The following is a 15,293-nucleotide window of genomic DNA, read 5'->3' as shown; positions in this document are numbered from 1 at the left end:
GCCCGCCGCGCCGAGGTGCAGGTCGCCTACGCGATCGGCAAGGCCGAGCCGGTCGGCCTGTTCGTGGAGACCTTCGGCACCGAGACCGTGCCGGTCCTCTCGATCCAGAAGGCCGTCACCGAGGTGTTCGACCTGCGTCCGGCCGCGATCATCCGCGACCGGGACCTGCTGCGCCCGATCTACTCGCAGACCGCCGCGTACGGCCACTTCGGCCGTGAGCTGCCGGACTTCACCTGGGAGCGGACCGACCGGGTGGAGCAGCTGAAGAAGGCCCTCGAGGCCTGATCGGCGGGGACCGGACTCGACAGGAGCACCCATCGATGCGCGTACTGGTGTCAGGATCACTGGCGACCGATCACCTGATGGTCTTCCCCGGCCGTTTCGCCGATCAACTGATCCCCGATCAGCTCGCCCACATCTCGTTGTCCTTCCTGGTCGACGACCTGGAGGTGCGCCGCGGCGGCGCGGCGGCCAACCTCGCGTACGGCCTCGGCCGACTGGGCCTGACCCCCCGGCTGGTCGGTTCCGTCGGGCTCGACTTCGGCCCGTACGAGGTTCGGCTGAAGGAACACGGGGTCGACACGGACGCACTCCGGGTCTCGGAGACGGCCCGGACCGCGCGGTACGTCCGGGTCACCGACGGGGACGGCAACCGGATCACCACCTTCTGTCCGGGCGCGATGGAGGAGGCCAGGGAGATCGACCTCGTGACGGCGGCGGGGGAGCGGCCGGACCTCGTCGTGGTCTGCGCGAACGACCCGGAGGCGATGATCCGCCACACCCGCTGGGCCAGGGCCGGGGGCATCCCGTTCGCCGCCGCCCCCGGCCGACAGCTCGCCCGGCTGACCGGCGACCAGGTCACGGAACTGGTGGACGGCGCTGCCTGGCTGTTCACCGACGAGGCCGAGGCGGCCCGGTTGACCGGGCAGACCGGCCGCACCCGCGCGGACATCCTCGCCGGTGTCGGCACCTGGGTGACGACGCTCGACCAGGGCGGCGCGCGGCTGGAGCGCCGAGGGGAATCCGCACTCCTCGTCCCGGCCGTTCCGCGCGGTCGGGCGACGGATCCGCCCGGCGCCGGCGCCGGCTTCCTCGCCGGCTTCCTCGCCGCCGTCGCGGCCGGCCTGCCGCCCGTCGCGGCCGGCCGGCTCGGCTGCGCGGTGGCGGCCTCCGTGCAGGACACCCTCGGCTCCGAGGAGTACGACGTCGGTCCGGAGCTCCTGGCGGAACGCCTGCGCGACGCGTACGGACCGGGCGCCGCGGAGGAACTGCGGGCGGTCCAAGGGCTCGTCCTCGGGCGGGCGACATGACACTGCGTGAACTGCTCGCGGCCGGGACCCGTTCCTTCTCGTTCGAGTTCTTCCCTCCTCGTACGGAGACCGGCGAGCGCGGGGTGTGGGACGCGATTCGCCGGATCGAGCCCGTGGCACCCGCCTTCGTCTCCGTCACCTACGGGGCGGGCGGGTCCTCCCGGGAGCGCACCGTCGAACTGACGAAGCGGATCGCGGCCGAGACAACCCTGCGGCCGGTCGCCCATCTCACCGCAGTCGGCCACACGGTCGCCGAACTGCGGCGCATCCTCGGTCAGTACGCGGATGCCGGTGTCTGCGACGTCCTGGTCCTGCGGGGTGATCCGCCCGGGGACCCGCGCGGCCCGTGGGTGCCGCACCCGGACGGCCTCACCTATGCCCACGAGTTGGTCACCCTGGTACGGGAGGCCGGAGCGTTCAGTGTGGGTGTGGCGGCCTTCCCCGAGCGTCATCCGCGATCCGCCGACTGGGACAGCGAGATCCGGCACTTCGTGGCCAAGTGCCGGGCGGGCGCCGACTACGCCCTCACCCAGATGTTCTTCGACGTCGAGGACTACCTGCGGCTGCGCGACCGGGTGGCCGCGGCCGGCTGTGACATTCCGATCATCCCGGAGATCATGCCGGCGACCGACGTGCGGCAGATCCGCCGGTTCGCCGAACTCAGCGACGCGGCCTTCCCGGACGAGCTGGCCCGCCGGCTGGATGCGGCCCGCGACCGGCCCGCGGAAGGCCACCGGATCGGAGTGGAACACGCGGTCGCCATGTCCGAGCGGCTGCTCGCGGAAGGAGCCCCGGGACTGCACTACATCACCTTGAACCGGTCCACGGCCACGCTCGACATCCACCGCGCCGTCATGGCCACCCGGGCGGTGGCCGTCTGACCCCAGCGGCGCGACCCGCTCCGGAACTCCGTCATCGGAACCCGGCCGGGTCGCGCCGCTGTTCTGTGCCCATTGCCATAAACGACAGTTCTGCCCGACCGGGAAAGGAGTTATTGGACACCCTCCCGGGAGCGGCAGATGATCCTAAGGAAGCGCCGAACGGCGGTCCGAAGGGGGGAGGAACGCAGTGCACGCATCCCATGCGAATCCGCGGGAAGTGGATTTCGCGGTCGTCATCGCCGAGATCTGGTGCGAGGTCCTGGAAGTCCCCGAAGTGGGCGACGAGGACAACTTCTTCGACCTCGGCGGCCACTCCGTGCTGCTCCGGATGGTCCAGGAGCGGGTCGTCCGCCGCACCGGGAGGGAAGTCGAACTCGTCGAGTTCTTCACCCACCCGACCGTTCGCTCCCTCGCGCGCCACCTGCGGGACGGGGGGACCGCCGCGCCCGCCGGAGCCGGCCGCCGCGCCACCGGTCGGCTGAACCGCCTGGGGAACCGGCGGGCGCAGCTGGGCGGAACTCCCTCGGACACCCACGGAGACCTCGGTGAGTGACGTCGAACCCCTGGCGGAAACCGGTGGTTTCATCGCCGTCGTCGGAATGGCCGGCCGATTTCCCGGCGCCGCCGACATCGAGGAATTCTGGGCCAATGTCTCGGCCGGAATCGACTCGGTCGTCCACGATTCTCCGCAGGTCCATCCGGGTGGCGCGCCCGACGGTGGCGACCTCACGTACGTGCCCTCGCGCGGCCGGCTGGACGGCGCCGAGTGGTTCGACGCCGACTACTTCGGCTACGCCGCCAAGGAAGCCCTGCTGATCGACCCGCAGCACCGGGTCTTCCTGGAGTGCGCGGCAGCAGCCCTGGAGGACGCCGGCACCGACCCCGACCGGTTCCCCGGCACCATCGGTGTCTACGGCGGCAGCACCGAGACCCGGTACGCCGAGGCGCTGTCGGCCCAGTTGAGCCGGCTCACCGGGGTCACCGAGGAGGACATCGTTCTCGGTACCGCACCCGACTTCCTGGTCGCCCGCACGGCCGAGCGGCTCGGGCTGCGGGGCCCGGCCGTCGCCGTGCAATCGGCCTGCGCCACCGCTCTGGTGGCCATCCACACGGCTGGGCGGGGCCTGCTCGCCGGAGACTGCGACCTGGCCCTGGCGGGCGGCGTCGCGGTTCACGTACCGCCGAAGACCATCACGTGGACCGGACCGGACGGCACTCTGGCGCCCGACGGCGTCTGCCGCGCCTTCGACGCCAAGGGGAACGGCACCGTCGCGGGCAACGGGGTCGGGGTGGTGGTGCTCAAGCGCCTGTCCGACGCGCTGGCCGACGGCGACCACATCCGGGCTGTCGTCCGCGGGTCGGCCGTGACCAACGACGGCTCCGGCCGGATCGGTTTCACCGCGCCCAGTGTCGCCGGCCAAGCCGCCGCCGTCCGGGAGGCGCAGCTCACGGCGGGCACCGATGCGCGCACCATCACGTACGTGGAGGCGCACGGCACGGCGACCCCGCTCGGCGACCCGATCGAGGTCACGGCGCTCACCCGGGCCTTCCGGGAGGACACCGACGACCGGGGTTTCTGCGCCATCGGCTCCGTCAAGACCAACATCGGGCACGCCGACGCCGCCGCCGGAGCCGCGGGCTTCGTCAAGACCGTCCTGGCACTCGGCCACCGGCGGATACCGCCGAGCCTGCACTTCACCGAGCCCAACCCCCGGATCGACTTCGAGTCCGGGCCGTTCCGGGTCGCCACCGAGCTCACCGACTGGGAGCCGGGCGGCTTCCCGCGGCGGGCCGGTGTCAGTTCCTTCGCGGTCGGCGGCGTCAACGCCCACCTGGTTCTGGAGGAGGCGCCGGAGCGCCCGGTGCGCGAGTCCGAGCGGCGGGCCCAGCTGCTGGTGCACTCCGCCCGTACCCCGACCGCGCTGAGCGCCCGGCTGGCCCGCTTCGAGGAGTACCTGACCGCCAACGGAGCTCCGTCGTACGCCGACGTCGCCTGGACGCTCCAGACAGGGCGCCGCGAGCACGAGTGCCGTGCGTTCACCGTCGTCGGGGAGGGGCCCGAGCACGAGCCGGTCCGCTCCGCGGAACCGCCGCGCGAGCGGCCCGTGGCGTTCTTCTTCCCGGGCCGGATCGGTCCGGCGGAGGTCTGGCGGCTGTACATCACCGAGCCGGCCTTCCGCACGGCCTTCGACGCCGCCCTCGCCGATGCGGATGCCGGGCTCGTCCGGAGCGTGCGGGAGGTCGCCCGGGGTCTGTCCTGGCCCACCGACCCGGTGGTGCGCGACACCTACGTCTTCGCCCACGAGTACGCGCTGGCCGCACTCTGGGAACGCTGGGGCATCCGGCCGACCGAGGTCCTCGGCACCGGCGTCGGCGTGCTCGTCGCGGCGGTCGTCGCCGGTGCCCTCCGGTCCGCCGACGCGCTGCGGCTGATCGCCGCGCCGGCCCGGGGCGGCGAGAACGGGGAACCGGCCGGGGCCACCGGGCTGTCGGCCCCGGAACCGCACCGGGTCTCCGTCGTGCTCGGTGACGGCAGTCGGCACGTTGCCGGGACGACGATCGAGGCCGAGCGCTGGGTGCGTGAGCTGCGCGAACCGGCGGCCCCGGACGTCGCGCTGGAAGCCGTGCTGGCCGGGCCCGACACCGTGCTGCTCCAGGTGGGCGCGGGCGCCGGCCCGGTCACGACCGGCGACACGCCCGGGCGCCTCGTCCTCGCTCCCCTGGACGGCCTGGCGGACGGCGGCGACGCGCTGACGTCCCTCTACGGCGCCCTCGGCCGGCTCTGGCTCTCGGGGGCCCGGGTGTCCTGGGAGGGTGTGCACGAGGGCGAGCGCCGGGTCAGGGTCGTGCTGCCCACCTACCCCTTCGAGCGGCTCCCGTACCTGGTGCGCCACCCGGAGGAGGAAGCCCGGACGGTCACCGGGGCCGCCACCGCCGCGACGGGTGCCGCGGACGACGGGCCCGCGGACGACGGATCCGCCGCCCGGAGCGCCGTGCCCGCCACCGGGAGCGCGCCCGGCGCCGCCGACCGTGCCGCCGACGACACGCCCCTCGGTGTGGTGCTGCGGCTGTTCGGCGAAGCCCTCGGACTGCAGGACATCGAACCCGACGAGAGCTTCTTCGAACTCGGCGGCGACTCCCTCATCGCGGTCAAGCTCTTCGCCGAACTCAGGGAGATCTACCCGGTCGAGATCAAGATGCGGTCGCTCTTCGAGTCCGCCACCGCGGCCGACCTGGCCGCCCTGATCGAGCAGCGGCTGACCGGCACCGACCGGGCCACCGAGGAGGAGACCGTATGAACGGCACCGGAGACCCCACGGGCGCCGACCAGGTGGCCGCAGCCGCCATGACGGCCGAGCTGCGGGACCGCTGGCTCTCCGGCCGCAAGCCCAGAACGGAGACCGCGCTCGACCTGTACTGCTTCGCCCACGCGGGTGGCTCGGCAGGGGAGTTCGTGCGCTGGGGCAGCGGTCTGCCCGGCGTCCGGGTCTGGGCGGTCAGGCTGCCCGGCCGCGCGCCGCGGCAGGACGAAGCCCCGTACAAGCGCATCGGCGACCTGGTCACCGACCTCGTCGAACAGGTCGACTTCGGCCGCCGGGAGTTCGCCTTTTTCGGGCACAGCCTGGGCGCGCTGATCGCCTTCGAGACCACCCGCGCGCTGCGCCGGGCCGGCCTGCGCCCGCCCCGGGCCCTGCTGTTGTCCTCGATGCAACCGCCACCGGTCAGGACGAGCCGGAACATCCACCTGCTGCCGGACGACGAGCTGCTGGAGCAGGTCGAAAGCCGCTGGGGCGCTCTGCCCATGGCCGTGCACGAGGAGCCGGACCTCAAGCGGCTCGCACTGCGCTACCTGCGCGCGGACGCCGAACTCGCCGAATCGCACGAGTACCTCCTCGAGGATCCGCTGGACACCCCGATCACGGCCTTCGCCGGTGACGAGGAGGACCCCGGTCAGCTCGACTGGGGCAGCCATACCCGTGGCGCGTTCGCCGCCCACCGCGTGCCCGGCGGCCACTTCTACTTCCGCGACCCGAAGTCGCAGGCCGAGCTCCTGCGCCTGGTCGGTGCCGCGCTGAACCCGGAGAGCTGAGGACAGCCATGCGATACACCACGTTCGGCCGGAACACCGGCCTGCGCGTCTCCGAGTACGCCCTCGGCACCGCGAACTTCGGCACCCTGTGGGGCGGCGGTGCGAACCGCGAGGAATCCCGCAAGATCTTCGACCGCTTCGCGGAGGCGGGCGGCACGTTCATCGACGCCGCCGACAACTACCAGGTGGGCGAGTCGGAGAAGCTGCTCGGAGAGTTCCTCGGTGCCGACCGCGACCACTTCGTGGTGGGCACCAAGTTCTCCCTGGGCGCCGGCCGGGCCCGGATCTCCAACACGGGCAACAGTGCCAAGAACATCCTCGGCTCCGTCGAGGCCAGTCTCCGGCGGCTCAACACCGACCACATCGACGTGTACTGGGCCCACTTGCCGGACTCGGTGACACCGGTCGAGGAGATTCTGAGCGCCCTCGACAGCCTTGTCCGGTCCGGCAAGATTCTCTACGCCGGGCTGTCCAACTTCCCCGCCTGGCGGATCTCGCGTGCCGTCACCCTCTCCGAACTGCGTTCGCAGGCACGCCTGGTGGGCGTCCAGTTCGAGTACAGCCTGGCCGAGCGCGGCGCCGACCGGGAGCTGATTCCGATGGCCGAGGCGCTGGGGCTGGGGACCGCCCTGTGGGCGCCGCTCGGCGGTGGCCTGCTGACCGGCAAGTACCGGCAGAGCGACCGCGGCCGCCTCAGCGACTGGGACGGCCAGGCGATCCGCGTCGAGGACTCCGACCGGCGTACGGCGGTCGTCGATGCGGTGCTCGGCGTGGCCGAGGAGACCGGTGCCCCCGCGGGCCGGGTCGCCATGGCCTGGCTGCGCGACCGGGCGGCCCGCTCGGCCACCACGCTGGTGCCCGTCATCGGTCCGCGTACCGTCGACCAGCTCGACGACTACCTCGCCGCACTGGACCTCACCCTCGACGACGGCCAACTGGAGCGGTTGGAGCGGGCGAGCGCGATCCGGCTCGGCCAGCCCTACGAGCTCATCGCCAGTCACCAGGACGCCGCGTTGGGCCGCACGGGTGAGCGGTTCATCCGTCCGACCGTGCCCGTGGCGTGACGGCCGGCGTGAGCAGAGCACTTCGACGAGCAGGGGAAGGGCGGACAGCATGACGGACTTCGCACCGGTCGGCCGCGACGGCGGCCTCGACAGTGACATCGACGCCCACGTCGCGATCATCGGTCTGGCGGCGCGTTTCGGGCAGGCCGCGGACCTCGATGCGTTCCGTGCGGGCGGGCCGGCCGACGCGCCGGAGGCGCTCTCCGGTCCGCTCATGGATGCCCACGCCTTCGACCACCGGTTCTTCGGTGTCTCGCCGCGCGAGTCCGCCATCCTCGACCCGCAGCAACGCGTCCTGCTGGAGAGCGCCCAGCACGCGTTGGAGGACGCCGCGCACGACCCGGTCCGCGACGGAGCGGTGGTCGGCATCTACGCGGGCGGCGCCACCACGCGGCACGCGGCGCGACTGCGCCGGGCCGACGGGGCGGCCGGGATCGACGACCGACAGATCCGGGCCGGCACCGGGGCGGACTTCCTCGCTCCGCGGGTCGCCTACAAGCTGGGACTGACCGGGCCCGCCGTCTCCGTGCAGGCCGCCGGGGCGACCGCGCTGGTGGCGGTGCACACCGCCGTCCAGGCACTGCTCGGTGGCGAGTGCGACCTAGCCCTGGCCGGGTCGGTCACTGTCGGGACCCCCGTGGGTGCCGCCTCCGGCGGTGGATGCGCGGTCGCGGTGCTGAAGCCGCTCCGGGCGGCCCTGGACGACAGCGACCGGATCTACGCCGTCGTGCGCGGCACCGCCGTCGGCACGACCGGACCTCACGAGTCCGCCGCGGACGGCCGCGCCCGCGTCCTCCGTGACGCCCTCGCGGTGAGCGGCGTGGCGGTGGACACGGTCGTCGCGGTCGGCACCCCCGCCGCGACGGGCGCCACCGACACCGCCCCCGCCGCGGCCGCGTTCGTGCGCGCCGTCCTCGCTGTGCACGAGGGGGCGGGCCAACCGGGTGCCGACACCCGGCCCCGTCGTGCCGCGGTGGGTGCGTCCGGTCCCTTCGGTACCCACGCCCACCTGATCGTCGAGCAGGAACCCGAGCCGGCCTCCGCCCGGTCGTCCGCCCGGACGCCCGGCTGGCAGCTGCTGCCCTACTCGGCGAAGTCCGCGTCGGCGCTGGCCGAGGTTGCGGCGCGACTCGGCGGCCACCTCGGGCGGGCGGGGGACAACGAGGCGTTCAAGGACGTCGCCTGGACCCTGCAGACCGGTCGGACGCGGTACGCCCACCGGGGTTTCCTGGTGGCCCGCGACCGTGCCGAGGCGGCCGCCGCGCTCGCCGAGGTGAAGGTCAGGGCCAAGGAACGGGCCCCGGCGAGCGCCGAGGGCGGTCCGCCCGTAGTGTTCACCTTCCCCGGGCACGGCGGTCAGCACGTCGGCATGGCCCGCGGACTGTACCGTCTCGATCCGCGCTTCCGGGCGGACCTGGATGCATGCGTCGCACACGTCCGCGACGAGGCCGATGTGGACCTGGGCGTCGTGTTCGACCCGGAGGGGGAGGCCGCAGAGGAGGCGGCCGGCCGGGCCGTCGCAGACGGCCGGACCGCTCAGCTCGCGGTCTTCGTCCTGGAGTACACCCTCGCCAGGGCGTTCATCCGCTGGGGCGTCCGGCCCGCGGCGGTCGTCGGCCACAGCCTCGGCGGGTATGCCGCCGCCTGCGTCGCCGGGGTGTTCTCCTTCCCGGACGCGGTCAGGATGGTTCTCAAGCGCACCGAGTTGCTGCTCGGACTGGCCCCCGGGGCGATGGCGGCCGTACGGCTGCCCGAGGCCGAGCTGCTGCCGCTGCTTCCGGAGGGCGTCGGGGTCGCCGTGATCAGCGGGCCCGACCAGGTCACCGTCTCCGGGCCGCGCGGAGCGGTCGAGCGCTTCGTCGAGGAGCGCGCGGCCGAGGGGCTGGAGACGCGCCTGCTGAAGGTGCCGGGAGCCGGCCACTCCTCGCTGGTCGACGCGGTACTGGACGAGTACGAGGCGTTCCTCACCGGCATCACCTTCCACCGGCCGGCGATCCGGATGGTCTCGGACACCACCGGAACGTGGGCCGACCCGGACGAGGTCCGCACGCCCGGCTACTGGTGCCGGCACATGCGCCACGCCGTGCGCTTCCACGACGTCCTGGAGACCCTCGACGCCTTCGACGGGTGCGCCCTCGTCGAGGTGGGCCCCGGCACCACCCTCACCTCACTGGCCCGGCGCCACGAGGGGCTGCGCCGGAACCACTCGGTCCTGCCCGCCCTGCCGCATCCGACCGACGCTACGCCCGACCCGAAGGTCCTCCTGTCGGCGCTCGGGGCGCTGTGGGCCGCCGGCGTCGAGGTCGAGTGGGCGGAGTTGCACCGGGCGGGTGCTCCGCACCGGACCTCGCTGCCGGGCTACCCGTTCGAACGCACCGTGTTCCCCCCGCCGGGGGCCTGAAGTGCCGGGCACACCCCGGACATCCGAATTCCGTTCCACCCAACCGACACCAACGACTACCAGGAGAGCAGAGACGATGGGGAAGAGCCTGTACGAGCTGGGTGAGATGCCGCCGCTCGGTGAGATCCCGGAGAAGATGTACGCCTCCGTGATCCGCCCGGACCGTTTCGGCGAGCCGAAGAAGTCCTTCCAGACGGAGGTTGTCGACACCCCCAGGCCGGGGCGCGGCCAGGTCCTGGTCTGGATGATGGCGGCGGGCATCAACTTCAACAACGTCTGGGCCGGCCTCGGCTACCCGCTGGACGTCATCGCCGCCCGTCAGAAGCGCGGTGAGCCCGAGGACTTCCACATCGGCGGCTCGGAGGGTTCGGGCGTGGTGTTCGCCGTCGGCGAGGGTGTGTCCGGGGTTGCCCCGGGGGACCAGGTCGTGCTCTCCGGCGGCCAGTGGGACGAGACCGGGGAGGACATCCGCCTCGGCGGCGACCCGACGTTCTCGCCCACCATGCAGGCCTGGGGGTACGAGTCCAACTACGGCACGTTCGCCCAGTTCGCGCTCGCCCACGACTACCAGTGCCACCCGAAGCCGAAGAACCTCACCTGGGAGTCCGCGTCCTCCTTCGTCCTCACCGGCGCCACCGCGTACCGCCAGTTGTTCGGCTGGGCGCCCAACACGGTCAAGCCCGGTGACCCGGTGCTGATCTGGGGCGGGGCCGGCGGACTCGGGTCCATGGCCATCCAGCTGGTGCGGAACGCGGGCGGTCTCCCGGTCGCGGTGGTGTCCAGCGAGGAGCGCGCCGAGTACTGCCGCGAGCTCGGCGCGGTGGGGACCGTCAACCGCCGCGACTTCTCGCACTGGGGCCGCATGCCCGAGCTCGACGACCCCGCCGCGTACGGTACCTGGATGGCCGAGCTGCGCCGGTTCGGGCGGGCCTACTGGGAGGCCCTCGGTGAGCGACGCGCGCCGAAGGTCGTCCTGGAGCACAGCGGTCAGGACACCATCCCCACCTCCATGTATCTCTGCGAGACCGGTGGCATGGTCACCATCTGCGGCGGAACGTCCGGATACGCCGCCGACGTCGACCTGCGGTTCCTGTGGATGCGGCAGAAGCGGCTGCAGGGTTCGCACGGTTTCAACCCGGCCCAGTGCCGCGCGGTGATCCACCTCGTCGCCTCCGGGCAGCTCGATCCCTGCCTCTCCGGGCTGTTCGACCTGGCCGGGATCGGCGACGCGCACCAGCTGATGCACGAGAACCGCCAGCCCCCCGGCAACATGGCCGCATTGATCAACGCGCCGCGGGCTGGGCTCACCGATCTCGCCTGAGCACCCCCTTCCAGGACGTTCGCCTGCGACCCTTGATGAACGGACGGCAATGATCACTGATTCCACGACAGAGCGCACTCCGATGCCGCTGTCCGCCCTGCTGGCCCAGCGGGCGGACGAGACGCCCGACACTGTTGCCTACGTCTACCTGTGCAACGGCGAGGAGATCGGAGAGCAGGTCACCTACGGGCAACTGCACGACGACGTACGATCGCTGGCCGGCGCCCTGGCGGCGCTGGCCGGGGAGCGGCGCAGCGTCGTCCTGATGTACCCCAATGGCCTGGAGTTCATCAGGGCCTGGCTGGCCTGCACCGCGGCCGGTCTGATGGGGGCGCCGGTCCAGGTGCCGACCCGTCGGCACGCGGTGCAGCGCGTGCGTACCATCGCCGACGACGCACGGACCACCCTGGTGCTGACCACCCAGGAGGCCCGCGAGCAGGTGCTCGCGGAGTTCGCCGGGCTGCCCGAACTCGCCGAGCTGGAGATAGTCGCCACCGACGAGCTGTCCGCGCCGACCACCGGGGCCGAGCTGCCCGTGCCGCGGATGTCGGACGTGGCCCTGCTGCAGTACACCTCCGGCTCCACCGGAACGCCGAAGGGCGTGATGGTCACGCACGCCAACTTCTGGTTCAACGCGTGGGAGACGGACCGGCTGTGGCCGATGGAGGAGGACGGCGCCGTCGTCTCCTGGCTGCCGTTCTTCCACGACATGGGTCTGGTGCTGGGCATCGTGCTGCCACTGTGGGCGGGACGGCCCTCGTACCTGATGGGGCCCGAGGCGTTCATCCGCCGGCCCGGTCGCTGGCTGGAGGCGGTGTCCCGGTTCCGCGGAACGCACTCCTCCGGACCCAATTTCGCATACGACCTGTGTGTGCGGAGCGACAGTGTGCGCGAGCCGATCGACCTGTCCAGCTGGCGGATGGCCGCGAACGGCGCCGAGCCGGTGCGCGAGCACTCGATGCGCGAGTTCGTCGGCAAGTACGCCACCAGCGGCCTTGACGCCCGGGCGCTCTCCCCCAGCTACGGCCTCGCGGAGCACACTCTGAAGGTTGCCGGCAGCCCGCCGGACGCCGAGCCCGCGCCGCTCGTCGTGGACGCGCGGGCGCTGGGCCTCGGCACGGTGGTGCCGGTCGCCGGCCGGCAGGACGTGGCGGCGGCGGTGACCAGTGCGGTGATGAGTGTCGGCCGTACTGTGGGCGAAACCCGGGTCCGCATCGTCGATCCGCACACCCACCTGGAGGTGGCACCCGACGCGGTCGGTGAGATCTGGGTGTCGGGGCCGTGCGTGGCGGCGGGCTACTTCGGGCGCGAGCAGGAGAGCGACCGGACCTTCCGGGCACGCATCACCGGTGCTGAGGCGGACGGACCTTTCCTGCGCACCGGCGACATGGGCTTCGTCCACGGCGGGGACCTCTTCGTTACCGGCCGGTTGAAGGACCTGATCATCCTCAAGGGCCGCAACCACTACCCGCAGGACCTGGAGCACACTGTCGAGTCCAGTCACCCGTTGCTGCGTCCGGCGTCCGCGGCGGTGTTCCCGGTGGACGACGGCGTGGAGGAGTCCGTCGTCGTGGTGGTCGAGGGTGACAGCCGGGTCGGCCGGTATGCGAGCCCCGAGGAGGTGACGGACGCCGTGCGCGAGGCGCTGCGCCGCGACCACCGGATTGACGTGGCTGACGTGGTGCTGATCCGCCGGGGGACGCTGCCCAAGACCACCAGCGGAAAGGTGCGGCGCCGCCCGTGCCGCGAGCAGTACCTGGCCGGTGGTCTCACCCGGCTCGTCGTGCCGGATCCGGTGGCCTGAGGTGAATGTGACGGCGGCTTCACAGCGGCCTGACAGTTCTCGCAGGTGGATCTGACGGTGCGTGTAGATGTCGCGCTCTGGCTGTCACGAACATGAGGTCCTCAGTAGCGAGGCCGCCAGTACGATCACCACATGGAACTGCGTCAGCTGGAGTACCTCGTAGCGGTGGCTGAAGAGGCCAGCTTTACGAAGGCGGCCGCGCGTGTGTTCGTGACCCAGCCCTGCGTCAGTGCGCAGATCAGGAGGCTGGAACGGGAACTCGGCCAGGAACTGCTCGACCGGGGCGGGCGGACGGTCCAACTCACGGGTGCGGGCGAGGCGGTGATGCCGCACGCCCGGGCAATGCTGGCCGCGGTCGAAGGGGTTCGGGAGGCGGTGGAGACCGCCTCGGGCGTCGTCCGGGGGCAGGTGGCGCTGGCCTCCGTCGCGTCCTCCCTCTCCCTCCGCCTTCCCGAACTGGTCGCGGACTTCAGCGCGACCCACCCGGCCGTGGAGATCTCCTTCAGCGAGGGGAGCACGGAACAACTGGCCGAGGCCGTGCGGGCGGGGCGGATCGACGTCGCCGTGGTCGGCATCGGCGCCGATCCGCCCACCGGACTCGAGTCCCTGGTCATCGCCGACGAGTTGCTGATCGGGGCGGTGAGCCACGACCACCCGCTCGCCCGGCGCGGCAGCATCAGCGTCGAGGAGGTCGAGGAGCAGGTGCTGATCTGCCTGCCCAGCGGCAGCGCGATCCGGGCCGCCGCCGACGCGGCCTGGTCGGCGGCGGGCATCAGGCCCAGAGTGGCCTTCGAAGCCGGGGATCCCCGGATCCTGGCCCAACTCGTCGCCCGCGGTATGGGAATGGCGGTCCTTCCGGAGCAGTTCGTGCGCTCCCAGCCGCACCAGTTGCGTCCCGTCGAAATCGCCAGCCCGCACCTGCGCGGCGGCCTCGCGCTGGTGTGGCGGTCCCACGGCCGGATGAGCCCGGCGGCGCGGGCGCTCCTGGCACAGGCGCAAACCCGGCTCGGTCGGTCCGGGCCGGCCGGTCGGTACGAGCCGCCCGCCGCTCCACTCCGATCCGCCTCCTGATCCCCCACCGGAAAGCACCACGTGAACGCGGTTGACCTTGCGCGACTCCAGTTCGCCGTCACGGCGACGCTGCATTTCCTGTTCGTGGCCCTGACGCTCGGACTGGTTACGGTCGTCGCCCTGATGCAGACCCGCGCGGTCCGCACCCGGCAACCCGCGTTGCGCGCCACCCGCGTGCGCCGCGTGCGCTTCTGGGGTGGTCTCTACCTGATCAACTATGCGCTCGGCATCGTCAGCGGCCTGACCCAGGAATTCCAGTTCGGCCTGAACTGGTCGGGCCTCTCCCACGTCATGGGCAACGTGGTCGGCGCGCCGCTGGCCGTCGAGACCATCGTCGCGTTCTTCCTCGAATCGACCTTCATCGGACTCTGGGCCTTCGGCTTCGACCGGGTGCCGCCCCGTGCCCACCTCGCGCTGATCTGGGGCGTGGCGCTCACCGCGTACATGTCCACCTTCTGGGTGATGGTGGTCAACGGCTTCCTGCAGAACCCCGTCGGTTACGAGATGCGCGGCGGCACCGCGTACGTCACCGACTGGGGGGCGCTCCTCACCAATGGGGCGACCTGGTACGCCCTCGCGCACATCGCCGGTGCGGTGGCCCTGCTCGCCGGACTGCTGATGGCCGCCGTCAGCGCCCATCACCTGCGTCGTGACCGGGACACCGAGTTCTTCCGGCCGACGCTGGTCCAGGGCTCGGTCCTCGCGGGCTGCGGGGCGGTCGCCACCTGCGTGGCGGGATTCGTCCACCTCGGTGCGCTCAAGGACTACCAGCCCGAGAAGTACGCCGTCCTGATGGGTCTTTCCGGGGCCGAACTGGACGGCGTACGGGCCGAGGCGGAGACGCGGTACGGTTCCGGTGACTGGCTGCCCCCGGCGTGGGTGGGCGGGGCGTCGGTCGTGATGCTCGTTCTCGGCGTTCTGCTGGCCCTCCTGGCCTGGATCCCGGCCACGGCCACCCGCGGCCCGAGCCGTGCGGAGCCGCTTGCCGGCCGCCGGTTCCGACTGCGGCTGCCGTCGGTCCTGCTGCCCCTCGGCTTCCTGGCCCTCGTCTGCGGCTGGCTCAGCCGGGAGGTCGGCCGACAGCCGTGGATGGTCACCGGCGAGCTCACGGTCCGCGACGCCGTGGCCGATGTGTCCCCCGGGGGCATGCTCGCCTCGTTCCTCGTCTTCACACTGGTGCTCACCACCCTGGCCGTCGTCGACGGGGTGCTCATGGCCCGGTTCGCCCGACTCGGGCCGGACGCGGGGCTGTTCGGTGACCCGGACCTCCCGCCTGACGCCGACGGGTATCCGGACCGGCCGGAGGACGGCCGGAGGAAGCCTCCGGTGGACGTCCGCCCCTCCTACTGAC

At 72.3% G+C, this 15,293-nt stretch carries 12 protein-coding genes; all 12 read left to right on the top strand.

Translation table 11 applies throughout. From position 1 onward, the window contains the following. On the top strand, positions 1-285 hold a 285-nt coding region (locus IF01_RS0137940), incomplete at its 5' end, for a methionine adenosyltransferase domain-containing protein (RefSeq protein WP_030398191.1). Between the two features lie 35 nt (positions 286-320). Continuing rightward, positions 321-1,310 (top strand): carbohydrate kinase family protein, encoded by a 990-nt coding sequence (locus tag IF01_RS0137935; RefSeq protein WP_030398190.1) that lies wholly within the window; start codon positions 321-323, stop codon positions 1,308-1,310. After that, positions 1,307-2,191: a methylenetetrahydrofolate reductase [NAD(P)H] gene (metF, locus tag IF01_RS0137930; protein ID WP_030398189.1), complete on the top strand. Its 885-nt coding sequence runs from the start codon at positions 1,307-1,309 to the stop codon at positions 2,189-2,191. Before IF01_RS0137935 ends, metF begins: the two co-directional genes overlap by 4 nt. Before the next feature lie 217 nt (positions 2,192-2,408). Next, positions 2,409-2,744, top strand: coding sequence for a phosphopantetheine-binding protein (locus IF01_RS0137925; RefSeq protein WP_030398188.1), 336 nt, complete (start codon positions 2,409-2,411; stop codon positions 2,742-2,744). After that, entirely contained in the window at positions 2,737-5,490 is a 2,754-nt protein-coding gene (locus IF01_RS0137920) for a beta-ketoacyl synthase N-terminal-like domain-containing protein (RefSeq protein WP_051757016.1), read from the top strand. Before IF01_RS0137925 ends, IF01_RS0137920 begins: the two co-directional genes overlap by 8 nt. Continuing rightward, complete coding sequence (locus IF01_RS0137915) at positions 5,487-6,281, top strand: thioesterase II family protein (RefSeq protein ID WP_051757014.1); 795 nt, start codon at positions 5,487-5,489, stop codon at positions 6,279-6,281. The genes IF01_RS0137920 and IF01_RS0137915 overlap by 4 nt, the downstream gene beginning before the upstream one ends. An 8-nt stretch (positions 6,282-6,289) precedes the next feature. Then, on the top strand, positions 6,290-7,345 hold the full coding sequence (locus IF01_RS0137910; RefSeq protein WP_030398185.1) for an aldo/keto reductase: 1,056 nt from the start codon (positions 6,290-6,292) through the stop codon (positions 7,343-7,345). A 49-nt stretch (positions 7,346-7,394) separates the two neighbouring features. Continuing rightward, positions 7,395-9,746, top strand: a complete 2,352-nt coding sequence (locus IF01_RS0137905) for an acyltransferase domain-containing protein (protein ID WP_051757012.1) — start codon at positions 7,395-7,397, stop codon at positions 9,744-9,746. Between the two features lie 76 nt (positions 9,747-9,822). Beyond that, the gene (gene ccrA, locus IF01_RS0137900; protein WP_030398183.1) at positions 9,823-11,067 is read left to right on the top strand and encodes a crotonyl-CoA carboxylase/reductase; all 1,245 of its coding nucleotides are present in this window, start codon (positions 9,823-9,825) and stop codon (positions 11,065-11,067) included. 82 nt (positions 11,068-11,149) lie between these two features. Next, positions 11,150-12,871: a fatty acyl-AMP ligase gene (locus tag IF01_RS0137895; RefSeq protein WP_037782714.1), complete on the top strand. Its 1,722-nt coding sequence runs from the start codon at positions 11,150-11,152 to the stop codon at positions 12,869-12,871. 132 nt (positions 12,872-13,003) lie between these two features. After that, positions 13,004-13,942, top strand: coding sequence for a LysR family transcriptional regulator (locus tag IF01_RS0137890; RefSeq protein ID WP_051757008.1), 939 nt, complete (start codon positions 13,004-13,006; stop codon positions 13,940-13,942). Positions 13,943-13,963: 21 nt separating this feature from the next. Next, the gene (locus IF01_RS0137885; RefSeq protein ID WP_030398180.1) at positions 13,964-15,292 is read left to right on the top strand and encodes a cytochrome ubiquinol oxidase subunit I; all 1,329 of its coding nucleotides are present in this window, start codon (positions 13,964-13,966) and stop codon (positions 15,290-15,292) included. Position 15,293: the final 1 nt, after the last annotated feature.

Source organism: Kitasatospora purpeofusca (assembly GCF_000718025.1).
Classification (GTDB): Bacteria; Actinomycetota; Actinomycetes; order Streptomycetales; family Streptomycetaceae; genus Kitasatospora; species Kitasatospora purpeofusca.
The sequence above is the reverse complement of the archived record's forward strand: the minus strand, read 5'-3'. Positions and strand labels throughout refer to the sequence as shown.